Annotated in this window: 17 protein-coding genes; 16 read left to right on the top strand and 1 reads right to left on the bottom strand. The window is 46.1% G+C overall.

Translation table 11 applies throughout. The features are described from left to right. Positions 1 to 23 precede the first annotated feature (23 nt). Positions 24 to 1,142: a DUF3866 family protein gene (locus BEP19_RS02685; protein ID WP_120188297.1), complete on the top strand. Its 1,119-nt coding sequence runs from the start codon at positions 24 to 26 to the stop codon at positions 1,140 to 1,142. Here BEP19_RS02685 and mciZ read toward each other — a convergent pair. Continuing rightward, on the bottom strand, positions 1,066 to 1,365 hold the full coding sequence (gene mciZ / locus BEP19_RS18250) for a Z-ring formation inhibitor MciZ (protein WP_425452701.1): 300 nt from the start codon (positions 1,363 to 1,365) through the stop codon (positions 1,066 to 1,068). The two genes, BEP19_RS02685 and mciZ, sit on opposite strands and share 77 nt — an antisense overlap. Between mciZ and BEP19_RS02695 the strand changes: the two genes are divergently transcribed. The 15 genes from BEP19_RS02695 (at position 1,297) to BEP19_RS02765 (ending at position 15,975) form a co-directional block, all read left to right on the top strand. Then, complete coding sequence (locus BEP19_RS02695; protein WP_211329301.1) at positions 1,297 to 1,842, top strand: NUDIX domain-containing protein; 546 nt, start codon at positions 1,297 to 1,299, stop codon at positions 1,840 to 1,842. The genes mciZ and BEP19_RS02695 overlap by 69 nt on opposite strands. 5 nt (positions 1,843 to 1,847) lie before the next feature. Next, positions 1,848 to 3,017: an endonuclease Q family protein gene (locus BEP19_RS02700; protein WP_120188300.1), complete on the top strand. Its 1,170-nt coding sequence runs from the start codon at positions 1,848 to 1,850 to the stop codon at positions 3,015 to 3,017. A 62-nt stretch (positions 3,018 to 3,079) separates the two neighbouring features. Next, on the top strand, positions 3,080 to 3,712 hold the full coding sequence (spoIIM, locus tag BEP19_RS02705; protein WP_245983269.1) for a stage II sporulation protein M: 633 nt from the start codon (positions 3,080 to 3,082) through the stop codon (positions 3,710 to 3,712). 129 nt (positions 3,713 to 3,841) lie between these two features. Continuing rightward, complete coding sequence (fur, locus tag BEP19_RS02710) at positions 3,842 to 4,279, top strand: ferric iron uptake transcriptional regulator (RefSeq protein WP_120188301.1); 438 nt, start codon at positions 3,842 to 3,844, stop codon at positions 4,277 to 4,279. 238 nt (positions 4,280 to 4,517) lie between these two features. Next, positions 4,518 to 4,763, top strand: coding sequence for a DUF4227 family protein (locus BEP19_RS02715; RefSeq protein WP_120188302.1), 246 nt, complete (start codon positions 4,518 to 4,520; stop codon positions 4,761 to 4,763). 98 nt (positions 4,764 to 4,861) lie between these two features. Next, on the top strand, positions 4,862 to 5,710 hold the full coding sequence (gene xerD / locus BEP19_RS02720; RefSeq protein ID WP_120188303.1) for a site-specific tyrosine recombinase XerD: 849 nt from the start codon (positions 4,862 to 4,864) through the stop codon (positions 5,708 to 5,710). Between the two features lie 120 nt (positions 5,711 to 5,830). Further along, positions 5,831 to 7,009, top strand: a complete 1,179-nt coding sequence (gene deoB, locus BEP19_RS02725; RefSeq protein ID WP_120188304.1) for a phosphopentomutase — start codon at positions 5,831 to 5,833, stop codon at positions 7,007 to 7,009. A gap of 12 nt (positions 7,010 to 7,021) precedes the next feature. Beyond that, complete coding sequence (locus BEP19_RS02730; RefSeq protein ID WP_120188305.1) at positions 7,022 to 7,840, top strand: purine-nucleoside phosphorylase; 819 nt, start codon at positions 7,022 to 7,024, stop codon at positions 7,838 to 7,840. Between the two features lie 613 nt (positions 7,841 to 8,453). After that, positions 8,454 to 8,921 (top strand): Lrp/AsnC family transcriptional regulator, encoded by a 468-nt coding sequence (locus tag BEP19_RS02735; RefSeq protein ID WP_120188306.1) that lies wholly within the window; start codon positions 8,454 to 8,456, stop codon positions 8,919 to 8,921. A 41-nt stretch (positions 8,922 to 8,962) separates the two neighbouring features. Beyond that, positions 8,963 to 10,570, top strand: a complete 1,608-nt coding sequence (locus BEP19_RS02740) for a peptide ABC transporter substrate-binding protein (RefSeq protein WP_120188307.1) — start codon at positions 8,963 to 8,965, stop codon at positions 10,568 to 10,570. 132 nt (positions 10,571 to 10,702) lie between these two features. Then, positions 10,703 to 11,632, top strand: coding sequence for an ABC transporter permease (locus BEP19_RS02745; protein WP_120188308.1), 930 nt, complete (start codon positions 10,703 to 10,705; stop codon positions 11,630 to 11,632). A gap of 3 nt (positions 11,633 to 11,635) precedes the next feature. Then, positions 11,636 to 12,565: an ABC transporter permease gene (locus BEP19_RS02750; protein ID WP_120188309.1), complete on the top strand. Its 930-nt coding sequence runs from the start codon at positions 11,636 to 11,638 to the stop codon at positions 12,563 to 12,565. A gap of 20 nt (positions 12,566 to 12,585) precedes the next feature. Further along, a complete protein-coding gene (locus tag BEP19_RS02755; RefSeq protein WP_120188310.1) occupies positions 12,586 to 13,641 on the top strand; it encodes an ABC transporter ATP-binding protein in 1,056 nt (351 codons plus the stop codon). After that, positions 13,619 to 14,626, top strand: a complete 1,008-nt coding sequence (locus BEP19_RS02760) for an ABC transporter ATP-binding protein (RefSeq protein WP_120188713.1) — start codon at positions 13,619 to 13,621, stop codon at positions 14,624 to 14,626. The genes BEP19_RS02755 and BEP19_RS02760 overlap by 23 nt, the downstream gene beginning before the upstream one ends. A gap of 188 nt (positions 14,627 to 14,814) precedes the next feature. Beyond that, positions 14,815 to 15,975 (top strand): D-alanyl-D-alanine carboxypeptidase family protein, encoded by a 1,161-nt coding sequence (locus BEP19_RS02765; protein WP_120188311.1) that lies wholly within the window; start codon positions 14,815 to 14,817, stop codon positions 15,973 to 15,975. The last annotated feature ends 136 nt before the right edge of the window (positions 15,976 to 16,111 follow it).

The raw sequence follows: 16,111 nt of genomic DNA on the forward strand, positions 1-16,111 counted from the left end.
CTTATGAGAGGAGTGAGCTAAAGTTGCTTCAGACGAGAAAAGCGGCCGTCATTAAAATTGTGTATGACAGCGATGAAATTCAAGAATTGGAGATCATTAGCCACGGAAAAATGGAAAAGGCGATTAATTATCCGATCTTAACGGGGAAAGTCGCGATTGGCGACCAAGTGTTGTTAAACACGACCGCTGTCGAGTTGTCTCTGGGGACAGGGGGCTATCATTTTGTGCTGAAAGGACCGAATCCGCCAAGTGGTCCGATTTCGCGAGAAGGACACATTATGAAGCTGCGTTATACGCCGTTGCAACTGGCTGTCGGTTCTTGTGAGGAGGAAGGCAGCCCGTATCACGCTGTTTTTTTAGAAGAGGATTCGATTGAAGGCATGCCTGTGATCGTTGGCGGATTACATAGTATGACTCCTATTTTGGCGGGTTATTTTAAAAATGGCGATTGTGATCGTCGGGTGGCTTATATTATGACCGACAAAGGTTCACTTCCGCTTGCGTTGAGTCGGCATGCGCGGGCGCTCAAAGAGTTATGCTGGTTGGATGGAACGATTACGGTTGGGCATGCCTTTGGCGGGGATTTGGAATGTGTGAATATATATACCGCTTTACTTGCGGCTAAACATATTTTGCGGGCGGATGTGACGATTGTGGCAATGGGACCGGGCATCGTTGGCACATCAACACCGTTAGGTTTTACGGGGATGGAACAAGTCGAGGCGTTGCATGCGGCTCATTCTTTAGGGGGCGTTCCGATTTTGGTCCCGCGTGTCAGCGGGGCGGACAGTCGCGATCGCCATGATGGAATCAGTCAACATACGAAGGCGATCTTGCGTCACACGTTAGTTCCGATTCATGTCCCTCTATTAGCGGAGGTGGCGCAAACATGGCCGCTTGAAAGTCACGGGCATATGTTCCATTATAAAGAGGAGGAAAAGATTCGCGCGTTGGGCGATCTGTTAGCCCCCTACCCGCTGCATGTAACGACGATGGGCAGGGGGATGGAACAAGATCCGTTATTTTTCAAATCGGTCGCGGCCACCGCTGATTTTGCGGAAACGATTATTGATCATTCACGCGATGCCCCTTTTGCCGCAACAGATCTTGGATCGTTATGGCGCGCTTCGACCAACTCCTAAGCCTGGCTCGTATTTGCCACGCTTTCCCAACCATGCGAATCGATTGACGATCATAATAAATTTTCATGTGATCCCTCCCGGATACAAGCAACTGTTTTGGTAGAAGATATGTAAGGGACGTACAAGCTAGAACTGAAAAAGAGGAGAGATGAAGATGAGTGATTTGCGAGAAAAGACGATTCGCACGGAACAAATTTACGATGGGAAAATTATTCGTGTACAAGTTGATGATGTGGAGTTGCCAAATGGCAACCGAGCAAAACGGGAGATCGTGCGCCATTCGGGAGCGGTGGCGGTCATCGCGATTACATCGGAAGGACGAATGGTGTTTGTGCGACAGTTCCGCAAGCCATTAGATCAGACGATTTTGGAAATCCCGGCGGGTAGACTGGAAGCCGGCGAAGATCCGGCTGATTGCGCGAAACGTGAAATGATTGAAGAAACAGGATACCGAGCCGAGCAGATGAAGTTCGTGACAAAGTTTTACACATCGCCTGGTTTTGCAGATGAGCTCCTGTACATTTATGAAGGGGTTTCATTGACAAAAGGGGAGGCGCAACCGGATCAAGATGAGTTCGTTGAATTAGTCGAGTTGACCTTGGATGAAGCATTCGAACGGATTGAAGCGGGCGAGATCATTGACGCTAAAACGATTCTTGCTGTTTATCATTGGCAAAATCAGCAACTGAAACAGGGCTAACGGATATGAATGAATACTTTGCAGATTTTCATATTCACATCGGTCGCTCTTATCTTGGGAGAGCGGTTAAAATTACAGCATCGAATCAATTGACTTTTTCTAACATTATCGAAGAAGCTTCCGAGCGCAAAGGGTTGGACCTGATCGGTATCATCGACATGCATTCCCCTGAAGTGTTGGAGGAAGTAGACTTGCTCATCCGCGAAGGCGTGGTGCAAGAGCTTACCGAAGGCGGCCTGCGTTACAAGCAGACGACAGTCATTATGGGATGCGAAGTGGAAGTGCGTTTTGAGGCGTTCGGATGTAGCGCGCATTTTCTCGTGTATTGTCCAACGCTAACGGAGATGAAGGCTTTTTCTGCTTGGTTAGCGACCAAAGTGACTAATCCGCATCTCAGTACGCAACGACTATACGCGTCGATGGAAGAGTTGCAAGAACAAGTTCAATTGCGTCAAGCTGTGCTGATCCCCGCCCATATTTTTACCCCGTTCAAAAGTGTTTACGGTAATTGCAGCGATTCGATACAAAAGCTGTTAGATTTAAGTCAAGTGCCCGCTGTTGAACTTGGCTTGAGCTCGGATACGGAAATGGCGGATCGCCTTTCTGAACTAACGGATCAATCGTTTGTGACGAATTCAGATGCGCACTCGTTAGCAAAAATCGGACGTGAATATCAGAAGATGAGAATGAAGGCGTGTAATTTTAAGGAATGGAAAATGGCTTTATGGCGACAAGAGGGTAGACAGATCGTCGCTAACTACGGTTTGCAGCCCAAACTAGGCAAATACCATTTGACTCGGTGCGCCGCTTGTTCAGAGCTCGTTTCTGAAACAGCGGGCGAACGGTGTCCTGATTGTGGTCACCCGCAGCTCATTCAAGGGGTGTTCAATCGTTTGCAAGTGATCGCCGATCGCCCCGCGCCGTTGCATCCTGCGCACCGTCCCCCTTACATTCATCAAGTGCCGCTTGAATTTATCCCCAAATTGGGACCGAAGACGATGGAACGTTTATTGGGTCAGTTTCAAACGGAAATGAATGTGCTCCATGAGGCGACGGAACAACAGTTAGCGGATGTGGTTGGAGCGGCTCTGGCCGCTGCGATTATCAAAAATAGGCAAGGTCAAATGCGAATTGCGTCTGGCGGCGGCGGTCGCTACGGAAAAGTACTCGAATAGTGGACATAAAGGTTCGACCTCAGGCATAAGATGTCATATACCATGCCTGAGGAGGGAAAGAGTTGCGGCGGATACCGTTTGGACAATCATTGCAGCATCATTTGAAGGAAAATCTATCGCTCTATTTATTTATTATCGTTCTATTTACGATGGGGGTAAGTTTTGGGGCCATACTTGTCAACTCTCTCGCCACGAATCAGAAGCAAGATTTAATGGGGTACTTAACGCAATTTTTTAGCGAATTGCATTCGGGTTTGAAAGTCAATCCAACAGCCGCTTTTCAGCAGTCGCTTGGCGACCATTTAAAATATATCGGGTTGATTTGGATGCTCGGGTTGTCAATTATTGGCTTGCCGATCATTTTAATTATGGTTTTCTTAAAAGGGCTTGTCGTTGGATTTACCGTTGGATTCTTGGCCCATCAATGGCATTGGAGCGGATTAATGATGGCTGGTTTGTCAGTTCTTCCACAGAACTTGCTTGTCATTCCCGTCATTATCATTATGGGCACAGCAGGTGTCTCCTTTTCGTTGCGTTTGATTCGATCTCGTTTTATGCGTCGGGGTGAACACATCTACCCCTTTTTCTTGCGCTATACGTTGTTGGTTGTTCTGTTAGGGTTCATCTTAAGCGTCGCTTCATTATTTGAAACGTTTGTTTCCCCGTTGCTGATGAAGCAAATCGGTCTCGGCTAACCCGACGGAGGAATCGCTTTTTCATTTGACTTCTTTTGCTAGCCTCTTCTATAATATATGGAGTGAGATGGAGTACCATGGTCCCTATTCGGGCGAAATGGTAGGTTAAGGCACGGGGGAGGAATATTCGTGAAAGAAAGACTTGAGCGGATCAAGGAACAACTGCACACATCAGGATATAAACTAACACCCCAACGAGAGGCAACCGTACATGTTTTATTAGAAAACGAAGAGGATCATTTAAGCGCGGAAGATGTCTACTTATTGGTGAAAGTGAAATCGCCTGAGATCGGACTAGCTACTGTTTATCGCACGTTAGAATTGTTAAGTGAATTAAAGGTTATTCATAAAATCAACTTTGGTGACGGTGTGGCTCGCTTTGAATTTCGGGCGGAAAATGCGGAACATCACCACCACCATTTAATATGTATTCAATGCGGAACGGTGGATGAGATCGAGGAGGATCTGTTGGAAGAAGTCGAGCAGGTCGTTGAGCAAGATTTTAATTTTAAGATTGTCGATCATCGCCTGACCTTTCACGGCACATGTCACCGATGTCAATCATAAAACGAACGATAATGAACGAACAACATAAAGAAATCATCGTCTTCATAAAGAGGAGCGGATGATTTCTTTTTTTTTGCGGTTAAGACCTCGTATAATTTGCCGATGATAGGAATAACATGGAATGAACCGACCTTGTCCAGTGTGATCTATTGGTCGATATCGAAGTTGCGTAAGATCGTGTTGGAACGGCGCGCCGTTTGTTCCGAGGCGTTTCGATAAATTGTTCGAGGGGTGGGGCATGGGTATGTTTATATCGTTTCAACGGTTGTTAGAAGCGATCAAATTGATCGTCCTCTTTTTCATCACGACTTTTATTTTTTTTAGTATCATTTCATTCTTTTCTGATGTGATCAAACCAAGCAATCCATACCGCAAGCCGGAACGGGGGGCAGTTAAGGTAATGAAGGTTGAGTGGCAGGGCTATGCGGCGGCGAATATGAGCGCGGTCGATCGGCTCAAGTTTTTCTATTGGTTCGGAGAATAATTCATCCTTTTGTGAAGGAAAAACGCAAGCGAGGTGGAATACAGATAGGAGCAGCGCGTTACACGATTTCTAGAAAGTTGGTAGAAGGAGACATCCATATGGAAGCGTGGCTCAATCGATTTATGACGTATTTGAAGCTGGAAAAAAAGCTTGCCAAAAACTCCATCGATTCTTATCGACGGGATTTACATACGTATCTCCATTTCCTGAGGGCGAGGCGCGCTGATAGTTGGAAAGCAGTCACCGCGGAAGATGTGAACGCCTTTCTATTTGTTTTGCGAGAAAAAGGACGGGCTCCCGCTACCATTTCCCGTCAGCTGGTCTCTGTTCGTTCTTTTCATTCGTATTTGCTTGAACAACGGGTCGTATACGAGGATCCGACGTTGGGCGCGGAAGCCCCAAAGGTGGAAAAAAGGTTGCCGAAAGTGTTAAGCGTGTCCGAGGTGGAGCGATTGCTGGCTGCTCCAGCTGTCGATCATGCGGCGGGACTACGTGATCGGGCGATGTTAGAGTTGCTGTACGCGTCAGGCATTAAAGTTTCAGAAATGTTGGGGGTCGATGTGGCTGACGTCAACCTATCGTCAGGTTTCTTGAAGTGTATGAATAGGCAAGGGGAGCGAATGATCCCGCTTGGAACCCGAGCCATTGAGGCGATCACTCTTTATTTAGAAAGCGCTCGCCGTGAAATGTTGAAGCAGCAGCGGGATGCCGCGCTTTTTTTAAATCATCACGGTCGGCGTTTGTCGAGACAAGGCTTTTGGAAATTGATGAAAAAATATACAGAACAGGAACAGATGAGCGCGGATATAACCCCTCATACGTTACGGCACTCCTTTGCAATGCATTTGTTGGAAAATGGGGCGGATTTGCGTTCGATTCAAAAAAAGTTAGGGCATGTCGATATTTCAACGACGCAAATCTACGCGAATGCGACTTCTCAAAAGTGAAAAGAAGGTTATGTGATCGCATCGGCGGCTTAAGTCGGTGATTATAGCAGGTTCGCGTAAAGCGCTAAAAATTCCTATTCTGGAGAAGATAGATACAAATGAAATCTAGGGAGGAAAAGGATGAGGTTTAAAAGGGTGTTTTTAGTTGTGCTAGATAGCGTAGGAATTGGCGAATTGCCTGATGCGGACCGATTTGGCGATCGCGGGGCCCATACGCTTGGACATATCGCGGAAGAAATGGGCGGATTGGCGGTCCCTCATTTGGAACGACTTGGGCTGGGGCATATTGAGAGCGTGCTCGGCGTCAGCGCCGAGCATCCAGCCGCGGCGCATTTTGGGAAAATGGCAGAAGTGTCTGCGGGCAAAGATACGAGCACTGGGCATTGGGAAATGATGGGTTTAAAAGTGGAGACCCCGTTTCAGACGTATCCGCAAGGTTTCTCGCAACCGTTAATCGATGCCTTCAAAGCGAAAATTGGTCGCGGCGTGTTAGGCAATAAAGTGGCCTCTGGAACGGAAATTATTGAGGAATTAGGCGAAGAGCATATGCGAACAGGTGATGTGATCGTTTATACATCAGCGGATTCGGTGTTTCAGATTGCCGCTCATGAAGAGGTCGTTCCAATCGATGAATTGTATGCCATTTGCGAAGCGGCGCGCGAACTGACGTTAGAGCAAAGCGATTATCCCGTTTTACGCGTGATCGCTCGACCGTTTATTGGCTCATCGCCAGGTCAATTTGAACGAACGGCGAATCGACGCGATTATTCGGTTAAACCGCCAGGTCCGACGGTGATGAATGGATTAGTGGATGCTCGCTTGGAGTCGATTGCGATTGGAAAAATCGCTGATATATTCGCGGGTGAAGGGGTCAGCGATTCGATTAAAACGAAAGACAACATGGATGGGGTCGATCAATTGTTAGGCGTGATGGACCGTTCGTTTGAGGGGCTAGGCTTTATTAATCTCGTTGATTTTGACGCGAAATATGGACATCGTCGTAACCCGCTCGGCTATGGACAAGCTTTACAACAATTTGACCAACGACTACCTGAGATAATCGGGAAACTACGGGCTGATGACTTGTTAATCATCACGGCGGATCACGGCAACGATCCAACACACCATGGGACAGATCATACGAGAGAATATGTTCCGCTGCTTGTCTATTATCCCGGCTTAGCGCAAGGGATGAATCTTGGCGTTCGCGAGACGTTTGCTGATGTGGGGGCAACGATCGCGGACAATTTTCAGCTGCAGCCGCCGAAGTGGGGGCGCAGTTTTTTAGCGGAGATTTAGGAGGAGAACGATATGCAAACATTTGAGCGAATTGAAGAAAGCGCAAAATATATCCAAAGTAAGGTAAGCGTAAAGCCAGAACTAGGTTTAATCCTTGGATCAGGCCTTGGTGCCCTGGCGGATGAAATTGAACAACCGACCAAAATTGCTTACGAACAAATTCCTCATTTTCCCGTTTCAACGGTAGAGGGACATCAAGGTCAATTGGTGATTGGCCGCTTAAAAGGGAAAAACGTGGTGGCGATGCAAGGTCGCTTTCATTATTATGAAGGCTATTCTTTGCAGGAAGTAACGTTTCCGATTCGCGTAATGGCCGCTTTGGGCGTACAAACACTGTTCGTTACGAACGCATCTGGCGGAATTAATACGGATTTCGAACCCGGCGATCTGATGGTGATTAACGATCATCTCAATATGACGGGGAGTAATCCGCTGATTGGACCTAATGATGAGCGATTTGGGGCTCGTTTTCCAGATATGTCGGAAGCGTATACAAAAGAATTGGCCGACTTGGCCCATTCCGTGGCGAGCGCCCAAGGGGTTCAGCTGCGTGACGGAGTTTATGCGGGATTAAGTGGTCCAAGCTATGAAACGCCAGCGGAAATTCGGATGCTCCGAACGCTCGGCGCGGCAGCGGTCGGTATGTCGACTGTGCCTGAAGTAATTGTCGCCAGTCAGCAAGGGATGCGGACACTAGGCATTTCTTGCATAAGCAATATGGCCGCGGGGATCCTGCCGCAACCATTGACCCACCAGGAAGTAGTGGAGACAGCGGAGAAAGTAAGAGAGAAATTTAGCAAGTTGATGTTAGGGATCATCGAAAAAATGTAAACAGGTGAAGCCCGACGCAGCGCGCCCAAGCGTAAAAAAGCAGTTGGAGAAAGGCGAGAATGCCCTTCCTTCAACTGCTTTTTTGGTTGCTGGAATTTCAATGGCGGCGGTCTTATGAAGAGCGCTCATATGCCAACTCCTCACGTTTCGCGTCATCATTACCTCGATGAGGATGCCTCACCTCCCGAGATCTCGCCTAAAGTGTCTTCATTCGTTCAATGATGACCGCTTTCCGAGCGTCTCCTCGTTCGATGCGTTTTTATTATCCAACTAAAGTCTAAGCCCTAACAAACAAGTCATTACAAACCAAAACAAGGTGATAACCTTAGTAACTTCGCCCTGAACCAACCGCTTCGTTTTTCTACAAAAGTTCTACTATTCTGTCAAGTTATAATCATGCAGTTGTGTACAAAGTTTGAAGCTAACTGTCTTAGATAGGGGTGGAATGTGACTAAGTAGTGTCGTATTAATATTCAAAAATAACATCTATTTATAATGAAACAGTAAATTCCACAAAAGTTTGTTTCGAAATACGTAGAATCATGTCGAAATAATGATATAATCGTATTTAAGAAAATGCCTGAGAGATAGAGACAGAGCTTGGAGTAGTGATATGAAAAAATTAGATCAGTTAGATTTCGAAATCTTGGGGTTATTACAAGGGGATGGCAGAAAATCCTATACCGAAATGGGCAATTTGCTTAATGTGAGCGAAGGAACGATCCGATCAAGAATCAATAAAATGCTGGAAGATCGCATCTTTGAATTTATCATTCATGTCGATCCGAATAAAATTGGGTTATTCGTGCAAGCAATCATTGGCATTAAAACTCAACTTGGCTTTCAAGAAGATGTGGCGAGTAAGTTACAAGAATTCTCGGCTGTGCGATTTATTGGGGCTTTTTCCGGACGGAATGATATTATTTTACAAGCCTATTTTCGATCCAATGATGAACTAGTTAATTTTGTGAACCAAGAATTGGCGAAGATTGAAGGAATTATCTCGGCCGATGTGTCGATTGAACTTAAACAATATAAAGATTCCTTTTCTTTCGTCCAATCAGCTGGGGACGGACTTTAAATCATCGGTGGGGGAACTGTACATGTTAAGGGGGACTGAATGTGAAAAAGCAAGCATTATTTAAAGTTGTATCAACAGTTATTATCTCAGCAATTCTATTAACTGGTTGCGGTGGAGGCGCTTCTAATAGTAGCGAACAAACACTTAACATTCCGCTATCGGCCGAACCGCCAACACTCGATCCCGGGTTAGCGGAAGATAGCACCTCAGGGGCGATTATCCGTCAAGTGTTTGAAGGGCTAACGCGCATTGGAGAAGATGACCTACCGCATGAAGCGGCCGCTGAAAAAATAGAAATCTCTGATGATTTAAAAACGTATACATTTACGATTCGCGAAGGAGCGAAATGGTCGAACGGGGAACCGTTAACTGCCAATGATTTTGAATATACTTGGAAGCGTGTGTTAAACCCGGCAACCGCCGCAAACTACGCATACCAACTTTACTACATTAAAAACGGGGAAGCGTACAATAAAGGTCAAATTGATGACCCTGAACAAGTCGGGGTGAAAGCTTTAGACGCGCGCACGTTACAAGTGGAGTTGGAAAACCCAACCCCGTTTTTCCTTGAACTAACTGCTTTTTATACGTACATGCCAGTAAATAAAGCCGTCGTTACGGAGAATGCAGACTGGGCGAACGATGCGACAGAAAAATATGTATCCAACGGTCCTTTTAAATTAAAAACGTGGAAACATAGCAGCAAGGTAGAAATTGAGAAGAATGAGCATTATTGGGACTACGAAAAAGTAAAGCTGGACCAAATTAACTTCTCCATTGTTGAGGACGAGTCTACCGCATTAAATATGTTTGAAAACGGCGAGTTAGATTGGGCGGGAAGACCGACATCCGATCTGCCAAAAGACGCGTTGCAAACGTTGAAAGATCAAGATCGTTTAGTGATCATGCCGATTACAGGAACGTATTGGTACAAGTTCAACACAGAACAACCACCATTTACAAACGCCAAAGCGCGTAAAGCTTTTGCTTATGCGATCGATCGTCAAACGATTATTGAAAACGTAACACAAGCAGATGAAATTCCCGCAATGGGAGCGATTCCGCCGACGGTGGCCGTGCATGAAGGTGACTACTTCAAAGACCATGACGTGGAAGAGGCGAACCGTTTGCTTGATGAAGGGCTACAAGAACTTGGTATGACTAGAGATCAACTATCCGTATCGTTGAGTTACAATACGAACGAGGCCCACGCGAAAATCGCTCAAGCGATCCAAGATCAATGGAAACAAGCGCTAGGCGTCGATGTGAAATTGTCTAATGCGGAGTGGAAAGTATATATTGAAGATTTACACCAAGGAAACTTTGAGATTGGACGAATGGGTTGGTTAGCGGACTATGATGATCCCGTTACATTCCTTGAATTGTACAAAGATAAACACGGCGGAAACAATGACACGCTGTGGGAAAATGCGCAGTATCAACAACTGTTGACGCAATCCGATCAAGAAACAGATCCAGCCAAACGAAAAGAATTACTGGCGCAAGCGGAACAGATTTTAATGGATGAAATGCCGATCGCGCCGATCTATTTTTACACACAATCGTATGTGAAAACAGACAAAGTAAAAGGGGTTATTTTACACGGAACCGGGGACATCGATTACAAATATGCTTACGTCGAAGAATAAAATATAGGTGGATAAACGACAAGGTATATGTTGTGAGGAAGATCAAGTCTCCGCATATACCTTGTCTATTATAATCGGGATTTTTGAATAGTCAGAACTGTAATGAATTGGGTTTTGGAGGAGGTGCAATGGGTGGCTCGTTATATTGTTAGACGAATCGGATTTGTGTTTATCACCCTTTTTTTAATCGTTACCGCCACATTCTTTTTAATGCAGGCCATCCCAGGTGATCCATTTACATCTGAACGAGGAGTGCCTGAAGAGATTCAACAATCGATGTATGAACACTATGGGTTGAACGACCCGCTCTATGTACAATATGGGAAGTACTTAGTGTCGGTGGCTAAGTGGGATCTTGGGCCATCATTTAAGTATAAAGGTAGAACGGTGAATGACATTATTAGCGATGGGGTTGGCGTTTCCTTTACGTTGGGGGCGGCCGCGTTGTTTATCGCGATTAGTTTTGGCCTGATCCTTGGGGTGATCGCGGCCTTAAACCATAATAAATGGCAAGACTACACGGCGATGATCGTCGCTGTTGTTGGAATTTCGGTGCCGAGCTTTATTTTGGCGACCTTCTTCCAATATTTCTTTGCGATGAAAATGAACGTGCTCCCAGTTGCCAAATGGGGCAGCTTGCAGCACGTCGTATTGCCCGCCTTTGCTCTAGCGGCGTTGCCGATGGCTTTTATCGCTCGCTTGACGCGTTCCAATATGCTCGAAGTGTTGCATCAAGACTATATCAAGACCGCTAAAGCAAAAGGGTTGAGCCCATTTGTGGTGACGGTTCGACATGCGTTACGAAATGCGTTAATGCCAGTTATTACGTATTTAGGTCCGCTTGCCGCTGGGATCTTAACGGGAACATTTGTAATTGAGCGGATCTTTGCGATTCCTGGTCTGGGTAGTCACTTTGTTACCAGCATCAGTAATCGAGATTATACAGTAATTATGGGGACAACGGTCTTTTATAGCATTGTGTTGCTGACGTTGATTCTGTTCGTTGACTTAGCTTATGGAATTGTCGATCCCCGCATCAAGCTCTCCGGAAAGGGGAAATAGAGTATGGCCCAACAACAAGTGAAACTTTCTGAACAATTATTTGAGCCGATTGACCAAAAGGCGCTTGGAGCGGAAGAAATTACGCGGCCAAGTATGAATTTTTGGCAAGATGCGTGGCGTCGGCTTAAACAAAATAAATTAGCGATGTTCGGCTTGGTTATGTTGGTCGCCTTAATCGCTATGGCCATTGTTGGCCCGTGGTTGAGCGGTCATACGTATTATGATACCAACCCGAAGTTGAACAACTTGCCGCCGAGCAGTGACTATTGGTTTGGAACGGACGATTTAGGGCGCGATGTCTTTACGCGGGTTTGGTACGGGGCGCGCATTTCGCTGTTTATCGGGGTCGCAGCGGCGTTGATCGACCTGGCGCTTGGTATCGTTTGGGGCGGCGTGGCTGCTTATTACGGGGGAAAAGTGGACGAGGCGATGATGCGTTTCGCTGACATTTTATACGGTCTGCCGCATCTATTAGTTGTGATTATGCTGATGGTCGTCATGGAACAAGGTTTGTTTACGATCATTATCGCGATGACGATTACCGGATGGATTGGAATGGCGCGAATTGTGCGCGGTGAAATTTTACAATTAAAAGAACAAGAATATGTGCTTGCCGCTCGTTCTCTTGGCGCCAGCGCGTTTCGAATTTTGTTTAAACATTTAATTCCGAATGCAATGGGTCCGATTATCGTGACGATGACATTAACCGTTCCTTCTGCGATCTTTACCGAGGCATTCCTAAGCTTTTTAGGATTAGGGGTGCAAGCTCCGATCGCAAGTTGGGGTACGATGGCAAACGACGGTTTAGGGGCTTTGCGCTTCTATCCATGGCGCTTGTTTTTCCCGGCTATTTTCATCAGCATCACGATGCTATCTTTTAACGTGTTTGGAGACGGGTTGCGTGATGCGCTCGATCCGCGGATGCGTAAATAACGGGAGGTGACTCGGTCACAATGGAAAAAATTTTAGAAGTCAAAGATTTGCGCGTTTCTTTTCATACGTATGCGGGAGAAGTGAAGGCTGTCCGCGGCGTAAGCTTTCATGTCAACAAAGGGGAATCCATCGCGATCGTCGGGGAATCGGGTTGCGGTAAATCGGTCACCTCGCAAACAATCATGAAATTGATTGAAATGCCGCCTGGTGAGATTAAACAAGGTCAAATCTTGTTTGAAGGAGAAGATCTCGTCCCTAAAAAAGAAAAAGAGATGGAAAAAATTCGCGGTAAAGAGATCAGCATGATTTTCCAAGATCCGATGACATCTTTAAATCCGACCTTGACGATCGGTCGTCAGATTATGGAAGGATTGATTAAACACCAAGGATTGTCCAAAGCGGAAGCGAAAGAGCAGGCGATTGGGATGCTCGATTTGGTTGGCATTCCCATGTCGGACCGACGCGTCGATCAATACCCGCATGAATTTAGCGGCGGAATGCGTCAGCGGGCGATGATCGCAATTGCGCTTGCTTGCAATCCGAAATTGTTGATTGCGGATGAGCCGACAACGGCGTTGGACGTGACGATTCAGGCTCAAATTATGGATCTGATGAAAGAGCTTCAGCAGCGAACAGGCGCTTCGATTATTTTGATCACGCACGATTTAGGGGTCGTTGCCGAGGCGTGTGACCGCGTCGTTGTGATGTATGCCGGCGAAGTGATTGAAACAGGAACCGTTGATGAGATTTTCTATCACCCTAAACACCCGTATACAAAAGGTTTATTAAAATCGGTGCCACGGTTGGACTTGAAAAAGGATGAACCGCTTGTCCCGATTCTCGGTACACCGCCGGATCTATTAAATCCGCCGAAAGGATGCGCTTTTGCGCCTCGTTGCGAGTACGCGATGAAAGTTTGTCTAGAGTATAGTCCTGAGATGGAGGCGAGTACTCCCTCTCATCAATCTGCATGTTGGTTAAATCACCCGTTGGCAAAAAAACGGTTGACACCGCCGCAAACGGAGGAAAACAGGCAAAGGAGGGAGAAAGCAAATGTCAGTCATTTGGCTAAATAAAGAGCAACAGTTGGTGGCTGAACGAGGCGAACCGTTGTTGCAAGTTCGAAATTTGAAAAAGTTTTTTGGCGGTGGCGACGCAGTCGTGAAGGCGGTCAATGATTTAACTTTTGACATCTATCGCGGTGAAACGCTTGGCTTTGTGGGAGAATCTGGCTGTGGAAAATCAACCGCGGGCCGTACTATTTTACGCTTATATGACGCGACAGAAGGAGAAGTGCTGTTTAACGGGACGGATCTGCAAAAGCTTTCTCCTCGTCAACTGAAAGAAACACGCAAAGAGATTCAGATGATTTTTCAGGATCCGTACGCGTCTTTGAACCCGCGAATGACGGTGGGCGATATTATTGGTGAACCGCTCGATATCCACGGATTGGCCAAGGGTGAACAAAGAAAAGAACGGATTCAACAATTGCTGCAATTGGTTGGGTTGAATCCCGAGCATATGAGCCGTTTTCCACATGAATTTAGCGGCGGGCAACGCCAACGGATTGGGATTGCCCGCGCGCTTGCTGTCGAACCATCGTTCATTATTTGTGATGAGCCGATCTCCGCGCTCGATGTATCGATTCAAGCGCAGGTCGTCAATTTGCTAAAAGACTTGCAAGATAAAATGGGGCTAACCTATTTATTCATTGCGCATGATTTATCGATGGTCAAGCATATTAGTGATCGTGTTGCGGTGATGTACCTCGGTAAAATGGTCGAGCTCGCAGACAGTGAGGCGCTTTATTCGGATCCGCTGCATCCGTATACGGAGGCGTTGTTGTCGGCGATTCCGATTCCAGATCCCGCGATTGAACGCGAACGCGAACGGATCATGTTAAAAGGGGATGTGCCAAGCCCGATTAATCCGCCGTCCGGTTGTCCGTTCCGCGAGCGTTGTCCAAAAGTAATGGACATTTGTTCGGAAGTTGTACCCAAGTGGCAGGAAGTGAAATCAGGTCATTTTACTGCGTGTCATCTATATGAAGAACAAAAATAGAGGCTAGCTAGAAGGTCATCCCAAGTGACTTTCTAGCTAGCCTTATGTTGTTGTATGTCCGTTTTTTTATGAACTCCGCAATCCATACCTCACATTTCAATTTCTACTGTTATAATTATCCAGCCCTTTGTCCAAACTAGGATAGTAATAGACCGAAAATGGATCGATTAACTGTTTGGAGGGAGATCATGCAAAAGAAGTTAATTATATTACTCACTGCGTTGCTCTGTTTGATGCCAGCTGTAAGTTACGGGGAGGAACCAACGGTCAATTTAGCCCCGAACGCGAAATCTGCTGTCCTGATAGACGCGGATACGGGGACAGTTATTTTTGAAAAAAATCCCCATGAAAAATTACCGCCAGCTAGTATTACGAAAGTGATGACGATGCTGCTGATTATGGAGGCGCTGGATCGCGGCGAAATTAAATTGACAGATCAAGTTAGAACAAGCGAGTATGCCGCGTCAATGGGCGGCTCACAAATATTCCTCGAAGCGGGCGAGATGATGAGCGTGGAAGATATGCTCAAAGGAATTGCGATCGCTTCAGGGAATGATGCCTCAGTCGCGATGGCTGAGCATTTGGCGGGAACCGAAGAAAATTTTGCGGCTAAAATGAATCAGAGAGCGAAGGAACTCGGTTTAAAAGACACCCAATTTAAAAATTCCAGCGGATTACCAGCAGAAGACCATTATTCGACCGCGCATGATATTGCGGTGATGTCCAAGGAATTATTGAAATATGAAGAGATTACTAAGTTCACAAGTCTCTATCAAGATTACTTAAGAAAAGACACGAACAAGCCTTTCTGGCTTGTGAATACGAATAAATTAGTGCGCTTTTACCCGGGAGCAGACGGGCTGAAAACAGGTTATACGTCTGAGGCGAAATTTTGTTTAACCGCTACCGCGAAACGGGATAACTTACGGGTCATATCTGTTGTGATGGGAGAACCTGATTCAAAAACGAGGAACCAAGAGATCAGCGCGATGTTTGATTTTGCGTTCTCGCAATACGAATCCCACCCGTTGGTGAAGCGCGGCGAACTGATTGAGCAAGCGAAGATCAACAAAGGCGCTGAGTCAGAAGTGAATATTATCGCCTCGCAAAACTTTGGCGTTTTAACAAAAAAGGGGACCAATACGGAAGACATGCAAAAAGAAACGATCATTCATGAGCGGATTAACGCGCCTGTGAAACAAGGAGATGTACTTGGAGAAATGATCGTTAAGTTAGATGGTAAAGAGGTCGGTAAGTTGGATCTAATTGCTGAAACCGATGTTGAAAAAGCGACTTGGTGGCAGTTAATGAAACGTGTTAGCAAGCGGATGTTCCTTAGTTTTGAATAATCGCCTAATAAATCGAGAGGCTAGTTTTTTTTCGACATAGCCCTCGATTTTTTTCTAGTTTTGTCGACTGGCAGGAAATTCCTATTCCTATGTAGAAAGCTATGCTTGTGAAGGAAAACAAACAAGGATACCTACG

It is taken from the genome of Ammoniphilus oxalaticus (assembly GCF_003609605.1).
GTDB classification, from domain to species: domain Bacteria; phylum Bacillota; class Bacilli; order Aneurinibacillales; family RAOX-1; genus Ammoniphilus; species Ammoniphilus oxalaticus.

Bases quoted from the DNA above. Each gene is read 5' to 3' on its own strand.
- BEP19_RS02695 (WP_211329301.1), top strand. From the start codon at position 1,297: ATGAGTGATTTGCGAGAAAAGACGATTCGCACGGAACAAATTTACGAT.
- BEP19_RS02700 (WP_120188300.1), top strand. From the start codon at position 1,848: ATGAATGAATACTTTGCAGATTTTCATATTCACATCGGTCGCTCTTAT.
- BEP19_RS02715 (WP_120188302.1), top strand. From the start codon at position 4,518: ATGGGTATGTTTATATCGTTTCAACGGTTGTTAGAAGCGATCAAATTG.
- xerD (WP_120188303.1), top strand. From the start codon at position 4,862: ATGGAAGCGTGGCTCAATCGATTTATGACGTATTTGAAGCTGGAAAAA.
- deoB (WP_120188304.1), top strand. From the start codon at position 5,831: ATGAGGTTTAAAAGGGTGTTTTTAGTTGTGCTAGATAGCGTAGGAATT.
- BEP19_RS02730 (WP_120188305.1), top strand. From the start codon at position 7,022: ATGCAAACATTTGAGCGAATTGAAGAAAGCGCAAAATATATCCAAAGT.
- BEP19_RS02735 (WP_120188306.1), top strand. From the start codon at position 8,454: ATGAAAAAATTAGATCAGTTAGATTTCGAAATCTTGGGGTTATTACAA.
- BEP19_RS02750 (WP_120188309.1), top strand. From the start codon at position 11,636: ATGGCCCAACAACAAGTGAAACTTTCTGAACAATTATTTGAGCCGATT.
- BEP19_RS02755 (WP_120188310.1), top strand. From the start codon at position 12,586: ATGGAAAAAATTTTAGAAGTCAAAGATTTGCGCGTTTCTTTTCATACG.
- BEP19_RS02760 (WP_120188713.1), top strand. From the start codon at position 13,619: ATGTCAGTCATTTGGCTAAATAAAGAGCAACAGTTGGTGGCTGAACGA.
- BEP19_RS02765 (WP_120188311.1), top strand. From the start codon at position 14,815: ATGCAAAAGAAGTTAATTATATTACTCACTGCGTTGCTCTGTTTGATG.